General features: G+C 73.5%; 18 protein-coding genes. 7 read left to right on the top strand and 11 right to left on the bottom strand.

Annotated features, from left to right (window positions below; all coding sequences use genetic code 11):
* Together SCK26_RS12775 and SCK26_RS12770 are read left to right on the top strand one after the other, a co-directional pair.
* Window positions 1–1,254 (top strand): styrene monooxygenase/indole monooxygenase family protein, encoded by a 1,254-nt coding sequence (locus SCK26_RS12775; RefSeq protein ID WP_318201425.1) that lies wholly within the window; start codon window positions 1–3, stop codon window positions 1,252–1,254.
* 99 nt (window positions 1,255–1,353) lie between these two features.
* Window positions 1,354–1,842 (top strand): hypothetical protein, encoded by a 489-nt coding sequence (locus SCK26_RS12770; RefSeq protein ID WP_318201424.1) that lies wholly within the window; start codon window positions 1,354–1,356, stop codon window positions 1,840–1,842.
* On the opposite strand, the gene SCK26_RS12765 is transcribed toward SCK26_RS12770, so the two are convergent.
* The 4 genes from SCK26_RS12765 to SCK26_RS12750 all read right to left on the bottom strand — a co-directional run bounded on the left by SCK26_RS12765 (window position 1,839) and on the right by SCK26_RS12750 (window position 5,131).
* Window positions 1,839–2,990 carry an NlpC/P60 family protein gene (locus tag SCK26_RS12765; protein WP_318201423.1) on the bottom strand — a complete coding sequence of 384 codons (1,152 nt, stop codon included), beginning with the start codon at window positions 2,988–2,990 and terminating at the stop codon, window positions 1,839–1,841. The genes SCK26_RS12770 and SCK26_RS12765 overlap by 4 nt on opposite strands.
* Before the next feature lie 112 nt (window positions 2,991–3,102).
* Complete coding sequence (locus tag SCK26_RS12760) at window positions 3,103–3,429, bottom strand: hypothetical protein (protein WP_318201422.1); 327 nt, start codon at window positions 3,427–3,429, stop codon at window positions 3,103–3,105.
* Entirely contained in the window at window positions 3,426–4,091 is a 666-nt protein-coding gene (locus tag SCK26_RS12755; protein ID WP_318201421.1) for a TetR/AcrR family transcriptional regulator, read from the bottom strand. The genes SCK26_RS12760 and SCK26_RS12755 overlap by 4 nt, the downstream gene beginning before the upstream one ends.
* 101 nt (window positions 4,092–4,192) lie before the next feature.
* Window positions 4,193–5,131 (bottom strand): AurF N-oxygenase family protein, encoded by a 939-nt coding sequence (locus SCK26_RS12750; protein ID WP_318201420.1) that lies wholly within the window; start codon window positions 5,129–5,131, stop codon window positions 4,193–4,195.
* Window positions 5,132–5,253: 122 nt separating this feature from the next.
* Here SCK26_RS12750 and SCK26_RS12745 point away from each other — a divergent pair, with 122 nt between their 5' ends.
* Together SCK26_RS12745 and SCK26_RS12740 are read left to right on the top strand one after the other, a co-directional pair.
* Window positions 5,254–6,363, top strand: a complete 1,110-nt coding sequence (locus SCK26_RS12745; RefSeq protein ID WP_318201419.1) for a ferritin-like domain-containing protein — start codon at window positions 5,254–5,256, stop codon at window positions 6,361–6,363.
* An 81-nt stretch (window positions 6,364–6,444) separates the two neighbouring features.
* Window positions 6,445–7,299 carry a hypothetical protein gene (locus SCK26_RS12740; protein WP_318205990.1) on the top strand — a complete coding sequence of 285 codons (855 nt, stop codon included), beginning with the start codon at window positions 6,445–6,447 and terminating at the stop codon, window positions 7,297–7,299.
* 6 nt (window positions 7,300–7,305) lie between these two features.
* Here SCK26_RS12740 and SCK26_RS12735 read toward each other — a convergent pair whose 3' ends face one another.
* The 5 genes from SCK26_RS12735 to SCK26_RS12715 all read right to left on the bottom strand — a co-directional run bounded on the left by SCK26_RS12735 (window position 7,306) and on the right by SCK26_RS12715 (window position 12,796).
* The gene (locus SCK26_RS12735) at window positions 7,306–8,763 is read right to left on the bottom strand and encodes a penicillin-binding transpeptidase domain-containing protein (protein WP_318205989.1); all 1,458 of its coding nucleotides are present in this window, start codon (window positions 8,761–8,763) and stop codon (window positions 7,306–7,308) included.
* A gap of 35 nt (window positions 8,764–8,798) precedes the next feature.
* Window positions 8,799–10,160, bottom strand: a complete 1,362-nt coding sequence (locus tag SCK26_RS12730) for an FtsW/RodA/SpoVE family cell cycle protein (protein WP_318201418.1) — start codon at window positions 10,158–10,160, stop codon at window positions 8,799–8,801.
* Window positions 10,161–10,252: 92 nt separating this feature from the next.
* A complete protein-coding gene (locus SCK26_RS12725; RefSeq protein WP_318201417.1) occupies window positions 10,253–11,497 on the bottom strand; it encodes a HAMP domain-containing sensor histidine kinase in 1,245 nt (414 codons plus the stop codon).
* Complete coding sequence (locus SCK26_RS12720) at window positions 11,494–12,225, bottom strand: hypothetical protein (RefSeq protein WP_318201416.1); 732 nt, start codon at window positions 12,223–12,225, stop codon at window positions 11,494–11,496. The genes SCK26_RS12725 and SCK26_RS12720 overlap by 4 nt, the downstream gene beginning before the upstream one ends.
* 64 nt (window positions 12,226–12,289) lie before the next feature.
* Window positions 12,290–12,796: a dual specificity protein phosphatase family protein gene (locus SCK26_RS12715; protein ID WP_318201415.1), complete on the bottom strand. Its 507-nt coding sequence runs from the start codon at window positions 12,794–12,796 to the stop codon at window positions 12,290–12,292.
* Between the two features lie 99 nt (window positions 12,797–12,895).
* Here SCK26_RS12715 and SCK26_RS12710 point away from each other — a divergent pair, with 99 nt between their 5' ends.
* Window positions 12,896–13,699: a nuclease-related domain-containing protein gene (locus SCK26_RS12710; protein WP_318201414.1), complete on the top strand. Its 804-nt coding sequence runs from the start codon at window positions 12,896–12,898 to the stop codon at window positions 13,697–13,699.
* 151 nt (window positions 13,700–13,850) lie between these two features.
* On the opposite strand, the gene ligD is transcribed toward SCK26_RS12710, so the two are convergent.
* The gene (gene ligD / locus SCK26_RS12705; RefSeq protein WP_318201413.1) at window positions 13,851–14,738 is read right to left on the bottom strand and encodes a non-homologous end-joining DNA ligase; all 888 of its coding nucleotides are present in this window, start codon (window positions 14,736–14,738) and stop codon (window positions 13,851–13,853) included.
* A 53-nt stretch (window positions 14,739–14,791) separates the two neighbouring features.
* Here ligD and SCK26_RS12700 point away from each other — a divergent pair, with 53 nt between their 5' ends.
* Window positions 14,792–15,832 carry a Ku protein gene (locus tag SCK26_RS12700; RefSeq protein ID WP_318201412.1) on the top strand — a complete coding sequence of 347 codons (1,041 nt, stop codon included), beginning with the start codon at window positions 14,792–14,794 and terminating at the stop codon, window positions 15,830–15,832.
* A gap of 28 nt (window positions 15,833–15,860) precedes the next feature.
* Here SCK26_RS12700 and SCK26_RS12695 read toward each other — a convergent pair whose 3' ends face one another.
* Window positions 15,861–17,096, bottom strand: coding sequence for an MFS transporter (locus SCK26_RS12695; protein WP_318201411.1), 1,236 nt, complete (start codon window positions 17,094–17,096; stop codon window positions 15,861–15,863).
* 122 nt (window positions 17,097–17,218) lie between these two features.
* Between SCK26_RS12695 and SCK26_RS12690 the strand changes: the two genes are divergently transcribed.
* Window positions 17,219–17,614 (top strand): helix-turn-helix transcriptional regulator, encoded by a 396-nt coding sequence (locus SCK26_RS12690; protein ID WP_318201410.1) that lies wholly within the window; start codon window positions 17,219–17,221, stop codon window positions 17,612–17,614.
* Window positions 17,615–17,663 lie beyond the last annotated feature (49 nt).

Raw genomic sequence — 17,663 nt, 5'->3', positions numbered from 1 at the left:
ATGCGGAAGATACTCGTCGTAGGAGCCGGCCAGTCCGGCCTCCAGCTCGCCCTCGGCCTGCAGTCGCACGGCTACGAGGTCACCCTGATGTCGAACCGGACCCCGGACGAGATCCGCACCGGTCGCGTCATGTCGACGCAGTGCATGTTCCACACGGCACTCCAGCACGAGCGCGACCTCCAGCTGAACTTCTGGGAGTCCCAGGCCCCGAAGATCGAGGGACTCGGCGTCTCGGTCGCCGCGCCCGGCTCGCACGACCCGGGCCCCACCCAGCGGGCCATCGACTGGGTGGGCAGGCTGGACGGGTTCGCGCAGTCGGTGGACCAGCGGGTGAAGATGGCCGGCTGGATGGAGACCTTCGCGCAGCGCGGCGGCCAGCTGGTCATCCACGGCGCGGCCGTCGGCGACCTGGACTACTTCTCCCGCACCTACGACCTCGTCCTGGTCGCGGCCGGCAAGGGCGAGCTGGTGTCGATGTTCGCCCGCGACCCCGAGCGCTCCCCGTACGCAGAGCCGCAGCGGGCGCTGGCGGTGGCGTACGTGCACGGCCTCGGCCCGCGCCCGGAGCACCCGGAGTTCGACGCGGTCCGCTGCAACCTGGTCCCCGGCGTCGGCGAACTGTTCGTCATGCCGACCCTGACCCTGTCCGGGCGGGCCGACATCCTGTTCTGGGAGGGCATACCCGGCGGCCCGCTCGACGCCTTCCGCGGCGTCAAGGACCCGGCCGAGCACCTCTCCCTGACCCTGGAACTCATGCGGAAGTTCACGCCCTGGGAGTACGCGCGGGCCACGAAGGCCGAACTGACCGACGCGGGCGGCACGCTGGCCGGACGCTACGCCCCGACCGTGCGCAACCCCGTCGGCCGGCTGCCCTCGGGCGGTCTGGTGCTGGGCGTGGCCGACGTGGTCGTGGCCAACGACCCGATCACCGGCCAGGGCTCCAACTCGGCGTCCAAGTGCGCGGCGGCGTACCTGGCGTCGATCCTGGAGCACGGCGACAAGCCCTTCGACGAGGAGTGGATGCGGGCCACCTTCGACCGCTACTGGGCCACCGCGCAGCACGTCACCAAGTGGACCAACGCCATGCTGGCGCCGCCGCCGGAGCACGTGCTGAACCTCATCGGCGCGGCCGGCTCGCTCCAGCCCGTGGCGGACCGTTTCGCCAACGCGTTCAACGACCCGGCCGACTTCGAGGACTTCTTCTACGACCCGGAGAAGACGGCCGCCTACCTGGGGTCGCTCACGGGAGCCTGAGGGTTTCGTCCCCCTTTTGACACCCGATACCGGCGGAGGGACGCTGGGACAGGTGTGCAGGGGGGACAAGCCATAGGAGTTCCCATGAACGGTCGACGGGTGCGTCTGGCAATCCTGACACCACTGGCGGTGTCGTCCCTGGCGCTGGGAGCGGTGACGTTCTCCGCCGGGACGGCCGGCGCGGCGTCGCCGAGCTGCGGTCTGTCGAAGACCGGCACCGCCGACGTCGTCCAGGTCACCGGCAAGGACTTCAGGCCGAACAAGCAGGTCGCCCTGGAGTCCGGCGCCGGAAACGAGGGCACGGTGCGGTCGGACGCGAACGGCGGCTGGTCGCTCCAGGTCGGCAAGGCGGAGGGCACCATCACCGCGCAGCAGATCGGTGGGCCCGAGGTGAGGTGCGGCACCGTCGAGGAGACGGAGCAGAATGACGCCCGCGCCCAGTTCAAGCAGGGCTACAAAGAGGGCTTCGCCGACATGAAGGCGGACTGCCAGAAGAACCAGCGGCAGGGCGTCGCCGCGGACCCGAACTGGCAGGAGGGGTACGACAAGGGCTCGGCAGCCGCGGCGAGGCAGTTCTGCGAGGACTAGCCGAGCTGGCCCGTACCCGGCCGGACCGCGCCGAGCACCGGATGGGAGGCGAGGGGCGAGACCTTCACCTTCCCGCCCGGTCTCGGCGCCTGGACGACCTTCCCGTCCCCCACGTACATCGCCACGTGGGTCGCCTCGGGGAAGTACACCACCAGGTCTCCCGGGCGCAGCCGGTCCAGCGGGACCCTGGCCAGCCGGGCCCACTGCTCCTGGCTGGTGCGCGGCACCGCGACGCCCGCCCGGACCCAGGCCCGCGAGGTCAGCCCCGAGCAGTCGTAGGCGTCGGGACCCGCCGCGCCCCACCGGTACGGCTTGCCGACCTGGTCCAGCGCGTAGCGGACCGCGCGCTCGGCGGCACCGGCGGCACCGGCGGCACCGGCGGCACCGGCGGCACCGGCGGCGCCGGCCGCCGGTGCGGCAGGGCGGTCGCCGGCGGGCAGGGCGCCCGCGGTGGTCAGTTCGCGCTGGGCCTCGGCGACCTGCTGTTCCTCCAGCCGGGCCACGGCCGCGAGCTGGTCCGCGGTGAGGGCGGCCAGTGCGCGTTCCACGCCGGCCAGCCTGGTGCGGACGTCGTCGCGTTGTCTCTTCTGCCGGGCGGCCAGGCCGAGCTGGGTGTCCAGCGCCTTGCGGGCCGCGCGGGCCAGGGCGTCCTGGCGCCGCTCCGCGCCGGTCAGCCGGGCCACCGTACGGGCCCGTTCGCGCGCCAGCTCCCCGATGACATGTCCCTCGTCCAGCGCGTGCTGCGGATCGCGCGCGAGCAGGAGGCGGACGTAGGGGCCGAGACCGCCGCCGCTCTGGTACTGCTGCCGGGCCAGCCGGCCGGCGTCCAGCCGCGTGCTCCGCAGGGCCAGCCGGGCGCGGGCGAGTTCCTCGTCCAGCCGGGCCACCTCGGCGCGCTGCCGCTCCAGCTTCTCCGTGGTGGCGTTGTAGGTCTCGGTGGCCCGCTCGGTTTCCCGGTACAGCCGCTGAAGGTCCGTCAGCAGCCGGGCCACCGACGGCTGTGCGCCGGGCGCGGCCGGGGCCGGCTGGGCGCCGGGCGCGGACACGGACGGCCGTGGGTCCGGTACGGCCGCGGCGGACACGGGCGCGAGGACGGCCTGGGCCGCCACCGCGGCCGTACCGGCCAGACGCAGAAGCACTCCTGACACGTCATCACCTCCGGTGCGGGGAGAGCGGTCCCTCCGTCTCCCGTCGCACGGTGATAATCAGACGTGTCGGCACACAATATGCGGGAAGCCTGCGCGGTTCGGCGCACCGCTTTCACTCGTTCGTGTCACCCGGCTTGCCGGACGGCGGGGCGTCGGGCGGGGAGACGGGCGGAGCGGCCGGCTTGGACCAGGGCCACCTGAGCCGTCCGCCGGAGGTGTCGTCCGGGTCGTACCGGTACTTCCAGCCCTGGACCAGCCCGAGCCGCCGGCTGTGCCCGCGCGGCACGCGCCGGTAGACCAGCACCGTGGGGCGGCCGCCGGCCGGGTCCGGGACGGGGATGCGGTAGGTCTTCGGGGGGTGTCCGGTGGGGCCGAGCAGGACGGGCAGCACGCGCCCGTCCATGGGACCGCCCTCGAAGGGGGTGTCCTGGCTCTTCACGGGGCCGGTACCCGGCCGTCCTCGGAGAGCGTGGCGACGAGCGCCGCCGTCTGCGGGTCGCGGCCCGCCGTGACCGTGAGGACGGCCACGAACTGCTCCACCAGCCAGTCCCTCAGCTCCGCGGGCGGCGGCTGTTTGTCGTTGTCCAGCCAGATCAGGGAGGCCGCCTCCACGGCCGCGATCCACATGCGCACGGTCATCCGCAGCGGCGCACCGGGGTCGCCGACCTCCAGGTGCTGGTAGATGTGGTCGGCGGCGGACCGGCGCACCCCGTCCACGATGGCGGTGGTGCGCCTGGTCTCCACCACGCTGCCGCCCTGGAGCAGCGCGCTGAAACCGGTGTCGTGCTGGTCGACGAAGGCCAGGTAGCGGTCCAGGACACGGGACAGACGGGACAGCGCGGACGTCTCGTTGGGCTCGTCGAAACACTGGTTCAGCTGCTCGGCGGCCGACCCGAGCGCGGCCTCGTAGAGCTGCTGCTTGCCGCCCGGGAAGTAGCGGTACACCAGGGGGCGCGAGACTCCGGCCGCCTCCGCCACGTCATCGAGGGACACGTCCTCGGGCGCGCGGTGCGCGAAGAGCGAGAGCGCGGCGTCGAGGAGCTGGCTTCGTCGCTCCTCGACGCTCAGGCGGCGGTATGCGGGGGTGGCCGACTGGGTCATGGCGGTCAGCCTAACCGCCGTGGTGGGGCCGCCATGCGGCGCTCGCGGGCGGCCGAGGGGCACTCGCGCCGTGCTCCGCGCCCCCGGGCGGGCCGCCGGGATCACGCCAGGAGGCCCGAGGACCTCCACAGCCGGCGCCCCACGCCCCGCAGGACACCGATGTCGTCCAGGAAATCGGTCAGCCGCTTGGCACCCGTCTGCATGATCTCGCGGCGGTGCCCGCTCGCCTTCACCTGGGCCATCGCCTCCCGCTTGTCCAGACCCACGTTCGTGTACACCTCCGGGTTGACGAACGCGACCGAGAACACCCGGGCGAACTCGCCGGAGGTGACCCGGGTGAACTCCTGGGACCACCTCGGCGCGGTCACCATCTGGCGCCGCAGCTCCTCACGGGCGTACCGGACGTGCCGGGCCTCCTCCACCACGTGGATCCGTGTGACGCCCCGGATCAGCGGCTGGACCCGCTCGTCCGGGAAGGTCAGCCGCTGCATCCAGTCCAGGACCTCCTCGCCGAGCAGCGTGGCGGTGAAGGAACCGGGAGTGGTCGAGATCGTCTTGAACAGGCGGCCCAGGTTCTGGTGGGCCCGGCTCACCGGGTACCAGGGCGTGTCGCCGTGCGAGATCAGGCGCGCGAACATCTTCGAGTGCCGGCACTCGTCCTCGATCTCGGTGAGGGCGTACCGCACGTGCGCGCTCGTCGCCGCCTTGTCGTAGATGTGCCGGACCAGCAGCTGCATCAGGATGAGCTCGAACCAGATGCCGAGCGAGGCCAGCGCCGCCGCCTCGTGCTGGGAGAGCAGGATGCGCTGTTCCTCGCTCATCCGCCGCCACATCGGGGTGTCGTACAGCGAGACCAGCTCCGGCGGCCAGAACCACTTGCCCTCCTCGAAGGGCGCGTCCCAGTCCAGCTCCTTGTCCGGGTCGAAGGAGTGCTTGGCGGAAGAGGCGAGCAGCCGTTCGGCAACCTGTTCCCGGTCCTTGAGCAGGCCGAGCGCGTCGCGCAGCCCGTCCAGCGCGTCCGCTTCCGTCAGGGTCGTCATGGCTCCCTCACCTCGTTACCCGGGGGTAGTCGTCCTGCTCTTATAAGACTGCTTGTCAGTAAGGTCGTCAATCCCTTGCGCAGGACTTGTTGGCGCGGCATCCAGGCGTGAGCCTGAGGAGTATGCGGACCCATGACCTGTACGCCGACGATCCGGGAGACTCCCCCTGGCAGGTGCCCGCCACCGGCGCGGCCCGGTTCACCTGGGAGTACGACGACGGGCGCGACCGTCTGCTCGCCCTGTACCAGAAGGGCAAGGACAAGCAGTGGGACGGGCGGACCCGCATCGACTGGGACCTGGAGGTGGACCCCTGCGACCCCCTCGGCACGCCCGAGGAGGCCATGTCCCTGTACGGCACCCGCCATTGGGACAAGCTCTCCGAGAAGGACAAGGGCGAACTGCGCCGGCACTACGCCTCCTGGCAGTTCAGCCAGTTCCTGCACGGCGAGCAGGGCGCGATGATCTGCGCGGCGCGGATCGTGGAGTCGGCGCCCGACCTGGACGCCAAGTTCTACTCCGCGACCCAGACCATGGACGAGGCCCGGCACGCCGAGATATACGGCCGCTTCCTGCACGAGAAGACGGGCCTGGTCTATCCGGTCAACGACGACCTGCGGGCGCTGCTCGGCGACACCCTGCGCGACAGCCGCTGGGACATGCCCTATCTCGGCATGCAGGTGCTGATCGAGGGCCTGGCGCTGGCCGCCTTCGGGATGCTCCGGGACACCACGGACAAGCCGCTGCCGCGGCAGATCCTGACCTACGTCATGCAGGACGAGGCCCGGCACGTGGCCTTCGGCCGGATGGCACTGCGCGACTACTACCGGCAGCTCACCGACGCCGAACTGCGCGAGCGCGAGGAGTTCGTCATCGAGGGCTGCCACCTGATGCGCGACCGGCTGCGCGGGACGGAGGTGCTGGAGAACTTCGGCATCCCGAAGGCCGAGGCGGCACAGATCAGCGAGGACTCCGAGTTCCTGCGGCTGTTCCGCAGGCTGCTCTTCAGCCGGATCGTCCCGTGCGTCAAGGACATCGGCCTGTGGGGCAGGCGCCTGCAGCAGGCCTACCTGGACATGGGCGTCTTCGAACTCGGCGATTCGGACCTGGACCAGCTGATGGCCCAGGACGAGGAGTCGGCCGACCGGCTGGACGCCGAACGCTTCGCCGCGGAGGAGCGGGAGCGGGTGGCGGAGGTGGCGGCGACGATCGAGTCGGGCACGGCGGAGAACTGACCGGCCGCCCGGGAGGCGGCGGGGTGCGCGGGACGCGGTGCCGGGCGGGCCACCGGGGTGAAGTAGCGTGCTGGCGTGTCCATGCCTCCGTCGCAGCCGCCGCCGTACCCGGGGCCCTACGGCCAGCAGCCCCCGCAGGCCGCCCCCGGCCCGTACGGCTCGCCGTACCCCCAGCAGGCGCCGTATCCCCAGCAGGCGCCGTATCCCCAGCAGCAGCCGTACCCGCCGCAGCCGTACCCGGGCCGGCAGCCCTACCCGCCGCAGCAGCCCTACCCCGGCTGGGGCGTGCCGCCCATGGCGCCGCCCCCGAGGAAGCGCCGGGTCGGTCTGGTGCTCGGCATCGTGGGCGGAGTCGTCACGGTCGTCGTCGCCGGTCTCGTGGTGCTCGGCATGGTGGCCGGCAGCGGTTTCCCGGCGGCGAGGAACAAGCTGGTCCTGCCGCACGGCCTGCTCGGCGGCGAGTACACCCTCGCCGAGGACCTCTCCGGCACCGAGGGCAAGGGGATCGAGGACGAGGCCGACGGCGCCTGGGACGCCAAGGACGTCCACGCCACCGTGGGCCGCTACGCCCCGCCCGGCGACGACGGCCGGGCCATGCTGCTCGTCTCCGGCATGTACGGCCGGTTCAAGAACACCTCCGCGATCCGCCGGGGCCTGCTCAAGGGCGCCGCCGAGGCCGACGGCGTGACCGTGGAGCGGCCCGCCAGGGACGTCACCCCGTCCGGCGCCCCCACTCCCGTCAGCTGCCAGGTGCTCCGCCAGAAGAGCGCCACGGTCACCCTGATCTACGGCGTCTGCGCCTGGGCGGACGGCAACACGGCGGCCGTCGCCGGAAAGATCGACCGCTCCGTGCGCGACCCCGCCGACGTGGACCTCCAGGAGGCCGCCCGCACCACCCTGCGGATCCGCTCCGAGATGCTCCGGCCCGCCGGCTGACCCGCCTCACCCGCCGACCACGGCCCGCATCACCTCCCGCGCGATCGGGGCCGCGTCGCCGTTGCCGCTGATCTCGCCGCGGTCCGCCGACGCGTCCTCCACCACCACCGCGACCGCCACCTGCGGCTCCGGCGCGTCCTCGGACTTCGCCCAGGAGACGAACCAGGCGTACGGCACCCCCGTGTTGCCGACCCCGTGCTGTGCCGTGCCGGTCTTGCCGCCGACCAGCACGCCGGGCAGGGCCGCGTTGGTGCCGGTGCCCTCCCGGACCACCCCGGCCATCAGCTCCGCGAGCCGCGCCGCGGTGGCCGGCCGCATCACCTGCCGGCCCGGCCGCGCCCCGCTCCCGGACAGGGGCTCGCCGCCGTGCCGGGTGGTCCGCTCCACCAGGTACGGCGGACGCAGCACACCGCCGTCCGCGACCGCCGCGGCGACCATCGCCATCTGCAACGGCGTGGCCCGCGTGTTGTACTGCCCGATCGAGGACAGCGCGAGCTGCGCCCGGTCCACACTCGTGTCGAAGGTGCTGGGCGCCACGGAGAACGGGATGCGCACCTCGGAGTCGTTGAACCCCAGCGCCTGCGCCATGGCCCCCATGTCCCGCACCCCCACGTCCACGCCCAGCTTGGCGAAGACCGTGTTGCAGGACCACTCGAAGGCATCCCGCACCGAGGCGTCCGCACAGCCGTCGCCCTCGTTGGTCAGCCGCGTGGTGGTGCCGGGCAGCCGGTAGGGGTCGGGCGAGTCGGTGCGCTCGTCCAGGTCCGTGACCACACCCGCGTCCAGCGCCGCCGCCGCGGTGACCACCTTGAACGTCGACCCCGGCGGATACGTCTGCCGCACCGCCCGGTTGAGCATCGGCTTCTCCGGATCGTCGTTGAGCCGGGCCCACGCGGCCGTCACCGCCTCGTTGTTGCCCGACAGCTCCGCCGGGTCGTACGACGGGCTGGTCACCAGCGCCAGGATCCGGCCCGTGGCCGGCTCCACCGCCGCCACCGCGCCCTTGCGCCCGGACAGCCCCCGGTACGCGGCCTCCTGCGCCCGCCGGTCGAGGGTGGTCACGACGTCACCGCCGGCGGCACGTCCCCGCGTCACGTCGCGCCACAGCGGCAGCGGCGCGAGCAGCGGATCGGTGCCGGACAGCACTCCGTCCTCGGTGTGCTCCAGGAACGTGGTGCCGTACTTCTGCGAGGAGAAACCGGTGACCGGCGCGTACAACGGGCCGTCCGCGTAAGTGCGTTCGTACCGCAGCTGCTCGCCGGTGTCCACCGAGCCGGTGACCGGCCGGCCGTCCACCAGGATGTCCCCGCGCGGCTGCTGGTAACGGGCGATCGTGCCGCGCCGGTTGGCCGGATTGCCGTCGTACTCCCGGGACTGCACGACCTGCACCCGGGCCGCGTTGGCCAGCAGCGCCGCCAGCAGCAGGGCGCAGAACGCGCAGGCGTGCCGGATGTACCGCGCCATCGGCCGCCCGCCCTCGGGCAGCGAGCCGTACTCGGTCATGGCGCCTCCCGGCCGTCGTACTGGCTGCGCGCCGAATCGCTCACCCGGACCAGCAGCGCCACGATCGCCCAGTTGGTGACCACCGAGGAGCCGCCCTGGGCGAGGAACGGCATCGCCATGCCGGTCAGCGGGATCAGCCCGGTCACCCCGCCCGCGATCACGAACACCTGGAGCGCCACGATCGAGGCGAGCCCCACCGCGAGGAGCCGGCCGAACGGCTCGCGCAGCGCCAGCCCCGCCCGGTAGCCGCGCTCCACCAGCAGCGCGTACAGCAGCACGATCGCCGCGAGCCCGGCGAGCCCCAGCTCCTCCCCGGCCGTCGCCAGGATGAAGTCCGACTTGGTCGCGAAGCCGATCAGGATGGAGTGCCCGAGCCCCAGCCCGGTGCCCAGCATCCCGCCGGCCGCGAAGGCGAACAGGGACTGGGCGAGCTGGTTGGGACCCCGTCCGGCCTCGATGGTGGCGAACGGGTGCAGCCAGTCCTCGATCCGCCCGCCCACATGCGGCTCCAGCCGTCCCACGGCGACCGCGCCCAGTACGGCGAGCAGCAGCCCCACCGCGATCCACCCGGTGCGCCCGGTGGCCACGTACAGCAGCACCACGAACAGCCCGAAGAACAGCAGCGAGGTCCCGAGGTCCCGCTCCAGCACCAGGACGCCCACACTCACCAGCCAGATCGTCAGGATCGGCCCGAGCACCCGCCCGGTCGGGAACTGCAACCGCCACAGCCGGCGGCCGGTGTACGCCAGCGCGCTGCGGTTGGCGGCCAGATAGGCGGCGAAGAACACCGCGAGCAGCACCTTCGCGAACTCGCCGGGCTGGATGGAGAACCCGGCGACCCGGATCCAGATCCGGGCCCCGTTGACCGCCGGGAACAGGATCGGCAGCGCCAGCAGGACGAGGGCGGCCACCACGCAGACGTACGCGTACCGCTGGAGCACCCGGTGGTCCCGCAGCACCAGCACCACGCCGATGAACAGCCCGACGCCCAGCGTGGACCACACCAGCTGGGTCGGGGCCGCCCGGTCGCCCGGGGTCTCCAGGTCCAGCCGGTAGATCAGGACCAGCCCCAGCCCGTTGAGCAGCACCCCGATGGGCAGCGGCAGCGGATCGGCGTACGGCGCCCGGATCCGCACCGCGATGTGGGCGAACAGGGCGAGCACGCCGAGCCCGGCGCCGTACCCGACGGCACCCGGCGGAACGGTCCCGGACCGGGCCAGCCCCACCGCGCAGTAGCCGTACACGGACAGCAGGACGGCCAGCACGAGCAGGGACAGCTCGATCCCCCGGCGCCGCGGAAGGCGCACGGCGCGCGCGGGAACGGTGGCCGCCGCCAGGGTGCTTCCGGCCTTCGTCATGCCCGGAACTTACCGAAATGGTGCGTCTTGTGTCCGTTGTTCGGCGGCCGGGCGCGCCCAGCAGGGCCACCGGCTCACGGAAATCCCGCCCGCTACCCGCCTCCGGGCAGCCTCAGCACGGCGACCGCGCCTCCCTCCACCGCATTGCGGAAGTCCAGCGCGGCACCCAGTACCTCCGCCTGCCCCACCGCGATGGTCAGCCCCAGCCCGTGCCCGGTCGCCCCGCCCTCCGTGCGGAACCGCTGCGGTCCGTGCGTCACCAGGTACTCCGGATACCCGGGCCCGTGGTCCCGCACGGTCACCACCGGCCCGTCCACGGTCAGCACCACCGGAGGCGCTCCGTGCCGGTGCGCGTTGGCCACCAGATTCCCCAGCACCCGCTCCAGCCGCCGCCGGTCGGTCTCCACCCGGACGTCCCGCAGGACACGCACCTCGGTGTCGGTGCCCGAGGCCCGTACCACCCGCTCGGCCAGCGCGCCCAGCGCCTCCGTGTCCGACTCCAGCCGCTCCCGCCCGGTGTCCAGCCGGGAGATCTCCAGCAGGTCCTCCGTCAGCGTGCGCAGCGCCGCCACCCGGTCCCGGACCAGCTCCGTCGGCCGGCCCGGCGGCAGCAGCTCGGCCGCCGCGTGCAGCCCGGTCAGCGGGGTGCGCAGCTCGTGCGCCACGTCCGCGGTGAACCGCTGCTCGCTCAGCAGCTTGCCCTGCAAGGAGGCCGCCATCGAGTCCAGCGCGGCGGCCACCGCGGCGACCTCGTCCGGCGGCCGGGACGGGTCCTTCGTACGGGGGTCGTTCACCCGGGCGTCCAGGTCGCCGGCGGTGATCCTGCGCGCCACCCGCGCGGTGCCGTGCAGCCGCCGCGTCACCCGGGTCACCGCGAACACGCCGACCAGCACGGTCGCCCCGATCGCCAGTCCCGACGACCACACGATCGACCGGTCGAGACCGGCGATGGTGCGGGACTGCTGCGAGTAGTCGACCGCCACACCCAGCGCCCGGTGCCCGGCCACCGGCCCCGCCGCCCACATGGCCGGGCGCCCCCGGTACGCCGCGACCATCGTGCCGCGCTGTCCGGCCAGCGCCAGCCGGCGCAGCGCCGGCGGCAGCTCCGCGGGGTCCACCCGGGCGCCCGGCAGCAGCCTGTCCCCGGCCTCGTACGCCTCGGTGGCGTCCGCCAGCCGGGACAGCGCCAGGTCACGGGCCTGGCCGACGGTCTGGTCGGTCACCGAGACGTGCACCAGCACACCGAGCAGCGCGGCCAGCGCGCAGCACATCACCGTCATGAACGCGGCGGCCTTGACGGCGAGCGTCCCGGACCAGTGCGGCAGCGCGAGCCTCATCGCGCACCCGGGGAGGCGGAGGGCGACGGGGACGGCTTCTTCTTGCCGTGCCGTCCGTCGCCGACGTGCAGGTACTCGTCGCGGGAGAACACCATCGCGCGCTGGCCCGGGTCCCACACCCAGGTGGTGCGGTACTCGTAGCCGGAGGTGTCGGCGGGGGAGCGCTCGATCAGCGCCCGGCCGGCCAGCTCCACGCCGGTGAGCGCGTCGTTGTCGGCCAGCACCTGCACCAGCCGGCGCCCCTCGACGGTGTAGACCCGCACCGCCGTCTGGTTGGTCGGGTACAGCCGGAAACCGAGCGTCAGGTCCGCCCGGCCGTCCCCGGTCAGGTCCCGGTAGTACGGCTTGAGCAGCGGACAGCGGGCCCGCTGCCCGCCCGGCCGGCACTGCCGCACCCGGTCCACCGTCGCGTGGTACGCCCCCTTGGACCCGTAGTCGCCGGGATGTGCCGCCAGCTCCGCCTCGACCACGTCCACCGGGTCCACCTTCCGGGCGCCGCCGGCGGGCACCGTGACGCCCTTGACGGTCTCCCGCGTCGCCACGGCGTACGGGTAGGCCGGGCTGGACGCCGGCCTGAGGTCCGGCCACAGGCGGGTGGGGCTGACGGCGGTCGTGGTGGGCCCGGCGCCGCGCAACGCACCGGTGTCCCCGCAGGCCGCCGCCGACGCCGACAGCAGGACGGCGGCGGCCAGGGAGAGGGCGGTACGCGCGGAACGACGGGCTGGCATCCCTACATTCTGACGGAAGTCTGCTTTGTACTGCTTCGCGTACCGGGAGCGAGGAGGCAAGGCGCTACTCGGACAGCTCCTCCAGCAGCCGTACGGTCGCGAGCCCCGTCCGCAGGTACTCCACGAACAGCTCGTTGTGCAGCGCCCACGCCGAGCGCCGGGCCCGGATCAACTGGATCGCCTGGTCGGCCGTGTCACCCCGTTGGACCAACGCGTGCGCGACGACCAGCCCCGAGCGGTTGTACCCGTGGAAACAGCGCACCAGCACCCGGCGGCCGGCCTCCAGCGCCTCGTTCACCGCACGGGCCAGCCGGATCACCCCGGCCAGCTGCGTGCCGTCCAGCGGCCCGTCCGGGATCGGCCACACACGGTGCTCCACACCAGGACCGGGCCCGTGCCCCGGCAGCCGCAGCAGCGTCTGCACCACGTCGAACTCGTCTCGTACGACGGCGGGCTCCAGCCGCCCGGAACGGTCCAGGAACTCGTGGCCGCCCATCCACAGACCGGGCACGATCTCGTTCCACGGGCTCTGCGGAGCCGGCACGTCGGGCTGTATTCCGCGGGTCCGCAACGGCGCCTCCCCAACTCCCCGCACAGGGCCGCCCTCCACGGTAACCGGTCTTGCCCCCGGAGCACCCCGCCTGTTCCCATGGTCGAGGGGTGATGGCGCATGAGCGGACTGCGCGTGGTGCCGGCCTTCCGGCACGGTGGTGAGCGGCTGTACGTCTGCCGCGAGGACGGAGCCGGCGTCGCCTGGTACGACCGTGAGACCGGCCGGGTCAACCTCCTCGGCGAGGACAGCCGGGACGCCGTGCTCGAGGCCCTGAAACCCTTCCTCACCGGCCCGGTGACCGTGGGCCCGCCGCCCGTGCCGACCCCCGCCGAACTCGCCCGGCTGACCCTGCACCCCGACGACGATCTGGCCCCCAACCGCCCCGGCGAGGCCCTGCTCGTCGCCCTGGACCGCCGTCCCGGCCCCGCGCACCGCCTGCGCCCCGACCCCCGGCGGCGCGCCCTGACCGCCGAGCAGGCCGCCGGCCGGGCGCTGGACGCGCTGGAGGGCGCCGGCTGGCACACCCTGCACTCCGTCCCGCTGCCCGGCGGCGACCGCATCCACCACCTGGTGATCGGCCCCGGCGGCCTGTTCGCCGTCCACGCCGTGTACGCCCGCCGGGCCCGGGTCCGGATCGCCGACCCGATGGTCGCCCTGGGCCGCCGCGAGCCCGAGCCGCTGCTGCGCCCGCTGCGCTCCGCCGCCGACCGCGCCTCCTACGCGCTGACCGCCGAGGTCCGCCCGGTGCTGGCACTGGTGGACCCGGCCGAGGTCACCGTGGCGACGGCGCCGCGGGGAGTGCGCGTCCTGCGGGACCCGGAGCTGGCGGACCTGGCCCGGCTGGGCGGGGTGCTCAAGCCGGCGGACGTGGAGGCACTGCACGGGATGGCCCGGGACCGGAACGTCTGGCGAAGGGTCTGAGCGCGGCGGACGGCGCCGGTCACGGTAGGGCGGCGGGCGGTCGCGGATCGCGGTGGGCGGTCGCCGGGCGGGGCTGGGTGGTGGGCGGTCGCCGGGCGGGGCGGTGCGGAGGGGTGTCGCCGGTCAGGTCAGGGCGGCGGGCGGTCGCCGGTCACGGCAGCACGGTGGCCGACTTCGCGTCCAGGAGGGGTGCCATCAGGTCGCCGTGGTCCGTCAGGCGCGGGGCGAGGTCCTCGGGCCGGAACTCCAGCTGCGCGGGGGCGCGGCAGTCGGCGACCTCCTGCCAGGTCACCGGAGCGGACACCAGCGGGGCCGGGCGGGCGCGCACGGTGTAGGGGGCGGCCGTGGTCTTGCGGGCCGCGTTCTGGCTCCAGTCGACGAACACCTTCCCCGGCCGGAGGCTCTTCGTCATCCGGTGCACCACCAGCCGGGGCAGTGCCCGCTCCGCCTCCACCGCGAGCGCCTTCGCGTACTCCGACGTCCGCTCCGGCGAGCTGCCGCGCACCGCCGCCAGCAGATGCAGCCCCTTGGACCCGGCGGTCTTCGGGTACGCCTCGATCCCGTCCGCCGCGAGCCGCTCGCGCAGCCACCAGGCGACCTCGCAGCAGTGCACGATGTGCGCGGGCGGCCCCGGGTCCAGGTCGAAGACCAGCCGGTCCGCCTCCTCGGGGCGCTGCACCAGCCACTGGTGGGTGTGGAACTCGGTGACCAGGTTCGCCGCCCACACCAGGCTCGGCAGATCCTGTACGACCACCATCCGGGCCGGGCTGTCCGCGGAGGACCGGGGGACCTCGGCGGTGGTGACCCACTCGGGCGTACCCGGCGGCACGTTCTTGGTGAAGAACAGCTGGCCTCCGGGACCGTCCGGATAGCGCAGGAAGGACACCGCCCGGTCGCGCAGGTGGGGCAGCAGGGCGGCGGCGGTGGTCGCGTAGTAGTGCAGCAGCTCACCTTTGGTGAAGCCGGTCTCCGGATAGAGCACCTTCTCCAGGTTGCTGAGCGCGACCCGGCGCCCCTCCACCTCCGTGATAGGCGTCATAGGATGACAATCCCAGACGAACCGGAAAAAACGGCGATGGAAGGGTGCGGCACGTGCGATCGATTTGGAACGGCGCGATCTCCTTCGGCCTGGTCAGCATCCCGATCAAGCTGGTGAACGCCACGGAGAGCCACGCCATCTCCTTCCGCCAGATCCACACCGAGGACAACGGCCGCATCCGCTACCGCAAGGTGTGCGAGCTGGAGGACCGCGAGGTCGCCCAGGCCGAGATCGGCAAGGCGTACGAGGACGCCGACGGCACGATGATCCCGATCACCGACGACGACCTCTCCCACCTGCCCATCCCCACCGCCCGCACCATCGAGATCGTGGCCTTCGTGCCGGCCGACCGGATCGACCCGCTCCAGATGGGCGCGGCGTACTACCTCGCGGCCGGCGGGGCCCAGGCCGCCAAGCCGTACACGCTGCTGCGCGAGGCACTCAAGCGCAGCCACAAGGTCGCCATCGCCAAGTACGCGCTGCGCGGCCGGGAGCGGCTCGGCATGCTGCGCGTGGTCGACGACGCCATCGCCATGCACGGCCTGCTGTGGCCGGACGAGGTCCGGGCCCCGGAGGGCGTCGCGCCGGACGAGCACGTCACCATCCGCGACAAGGAGCTGGACCTCGCGGACGCCCTGATGGACACGCTCGGCGAGGTCGACCTGGAGGACCTGCACGACGAGTACCGGGAGGCGCTGGAGGAGGTCATCGCCGCGAAGGCCACCGGCGAGGTCCCGCCCGAGACCCCGGCGCCCGCCACCGGCGGCAAGGTGCTGGACCTGATGGCCGCCCTGGAGAACAGCGTCCGGGCGGCCCGCGAGTCCCGCGCCGCCCCGGACGAGGAGGCCGAGGTCAGGCAGCTCCGCCGGAGCGCTTCGGAGCCGAAGGAGACGGGCACCAGGAAGTCCACGTCGGCGAAGAAGACCCCGGCCGCGAAGAAGACGGCTCCCGCCCGCAAGTCGACGTCCAAGGCGGGGGAGGGGACGGCGAAGAAGACGTCGACGGCGAAGAGCACGGCGGGAAAGAAGACGACGGCGAAGACGGCGACGAAGACCGCGGCGAAGAAGACCGCGTCCCGCAAGCGAACGGCGTGAGGGGCGCCGGGGGAGGACGGCGGGCCGGTCAGCCGGCCTCGGTCACGCGCCTCCGCCCGAGCAGCACCACCGCGCCGCCCGCCACGGCCAGCCCCGCCAGCGCCGTACCGAAGACCGTCGCCCCCGCCGTCAGCCCCACCGCGTCACTCAGATATCCCGCGCTCACCGGAAGCAGCCCGGCGGGAAGGTAACCTCCCACATTGAACGCCGCGTTGGCCTCGGCCAGCCGCGCCCCGGGCACCGCCGAGTTCAGCAGCGACAACCCTCCGAGCTGCCCCATCCCCTGTCCGGCCCCGGCCAGCAGCGCCGCCCCGGCCAGCGCCGCGACCGACCCGGTGTGCACGGCGCAGACGAGCGCGGCCATGCCGAGCGCGGTCGCCCCGGCACCCGCGGCCAGCACCGTACGCCGCGCCAGCCGCCGCACCGCGAACTGCACCCCCGTGGCGCACAGGAACATCGCGAACGCCAGCGCCCCGGAGACGGCCCGGCTGCCCGTGCCGAGCAGTCCGGCCAGCAACGACGGCCCGAGCGACAGCACGAAGGACGTGGCGGTGATGCCGGGCGCGAACACGGCGATCCCGAGGGCGAGCTGCCACCCGGCCCCCCGGGGCACTCCCGGCACCCGGAACCATCCGCCGCCGGCGTCCCTGCGCACCGGCCCCCGTGCCGGCATGCGGAGGACCACCACGACGGCCGACACCAGCAGCACCGCCTCCACCGCGAACACGGTGACCGCGGGCCCGGGCAGCGTCTCGGACAGCACGCCGGCCAGCAGCGGTCCCACGCCCGCCCCGAACACCATCGCGCAGGAGGCGAGCAGCGCCGCGAGCCGCCGCCGGCCGGGCCCCGCCACATCCGTCACCGCGGCCATCCCGGCCGAGACCACCGCCCCCACCGCGACCCCGGTGCACAACCGTGCCGCGATCAGCGCCCCCACCCCGCCGGCCGTCGCGAAGACCAGGCAGGCGACGAGGGCGAGCCCCAGCGCGGGCAGCAGCACCGGCTTGCGCCCGAGCCGGTCGGAGACGACCCCGGAAACCAGCAGGGACCCGAGCAGCCCGGCGATGTAGCAGGCGAAGACCACCGTCAGCGTGCCCCGGCCGAACCCCAGCTCGCGCTGCCACAGCACATACAGCGGGGTGGCCGCGTTGGACAGCACGAACACCGCCGTCACCGGCCAGGCGGCGAGCCACACCCACCGGACGGGCACCTCGCCGCCGTCCACCGCTTCCCGGGCGCGCGCACCGGTCGTCGCCGTCGTCATCACACAGTCCTCCCTTGGATGTCAGAACGCAGTACGAGTCAAGCCGTACTTGTACGAGAGGAGTCGAACCTAGCATGCAGTACGATCTGAGTCGTACAGAAAGTCCGCGAGAGGGAGCCGCAGTGACCGGGCACAGGACCGAAGCGACCCAGACGGCCGTGGGCATCGAGGAGCCGCCGGAGCCCTCCGGCCTCCCGGACCCGCTGCCCGAGCCGGCCGTCGCCGACATCAGGCTGGAAACCGTGCTGGGCGCGCTCAGCGACCCGCTCAGACTGCGGATCGTCCGCAAACTCCTCCTGGAGTCGCAGGAGTACGACCACACCTGCGGCTGGTTCGGCCTGGACCGGCCCAAGTCCTCGCTGACCCACCACTTCCGGGCCCTGCGCGAGGCGGGCGTCACCCGGCAGCGCCAGTACGGCCTGGAGCGCCGCAGCCGGGTCCGGGTGGCCGACCTGAACGCCCGCTTCCCCGGCCTGCTGGACCTCGTCGCCGCGTGGAGTCCGCCGGAGGGCGACTGAGCCGGCGCGGGCCCGCCGGGACGCCCGGGATGCGGACCGCCACCCGGTC

The organism is Streptomyces sp. SCL15-4 (assembly GCF_033366695.1).
GTDB lineage: Bacteria > Actinomycetota > Actinomycetes > Streptomycetales > Streptomycetaceae > Streptomyces.
The sequence above is the reverse complement of the archived record's forward strand: the minus strand, read 5'-3'. Positions and strand labels throughout refer to the sequence as shown.

Excerpts from the sequence above, each read along its gene's own strand:
- SCK26_RS12775 (WP_318201425.1), top strand. The coding sequence starts at position 1 with ATGCGGAAGATACTCGTCGTAGGAGCCGGCCAGTCCGGCCTCCAGCTC.
- SCK26_RS12755 (WP_318201421.1), bottom strand. The coding sequence starts at position 4,091 with ATGACCCAGTCGGCCACCCCCGCATACCGCCGCCTGAGCGTCGAGGAG.
- SCK26_RS12750 (WP_318201420.1), bottom strand. The coding sequence starts at position 5,131 with ATGACGACCCTGACGGAAGCGGACGCGCTGGACGGGCTGCGCGACGCG.
- SCK26_RS12745 (WP_318201419.1), top strand. The coding sequence starts at position 5,254 with ATGCGGACCCATGACCTGTACGCCGACGATCCGGGAGACTCCCCCTGG.
- SCK26_RS12740 (WP_318205990.1), top strand. The coding sequence starts at position 6,445 with ATGCCTCCGTCGCAGCCGCCGCCGTACCCGGGGCCCTACGGCCAGCAG.
- SCK26_RS12735 (WP_318205989.1), bottom strand. The coding sequence starts at position 8,763 with ATGGCGCGGTACATCCGGCACGCCTGCGCGTTCTGCGCCCTGCTGCTG.
- SCK26_RS12730 (WP_318201418.1), bottom strand. The coding sequence starts at position 10,160 with ATGACGAAGGCCGGAAGCACCCTGGCGGCGGCCACCGTTCCCGCGCGC.
- SCK26_RS12725 (WP_318201417.1), bottom strand. The coding sequence starts at position 11,497 with ATGAGGCTCGCGCTGCCGCACTGGTCCGGGACGCTCGCCGTCAAGGCC.
- SCK26_RS12720 (WP_318201416.1), bottom strand. The coding sequence starts at position 12,225 with ATGCCAGCCCGTCGTTCCGCGCGTACCGCCCTCTCCCTGGCCGCCGCC.
- SCK26_RS12710 (WP_318201414.1), top strand. The coding sequence starts at position 12,896 with ATGAGCGGACTGCGCGTGGTGCCGGCCTTCCGGCACGGTGGTGAGCGG.
- ligD (WP_318201413.1), bottom strand. The coding sequence starts at position 14,738 with ATGACGCCTATCACGGAGGTGGAGGGGCGCCGGGTCGCGCTCAGCAAC.
- SCK26_RS12695 (WP_318201411.1), bottom strand. The coding sequence starts at position 17,096 with ATGACGACGGCGACGACCGGTGCGCGCGCCCGGGAAGCGGTGGACGGC.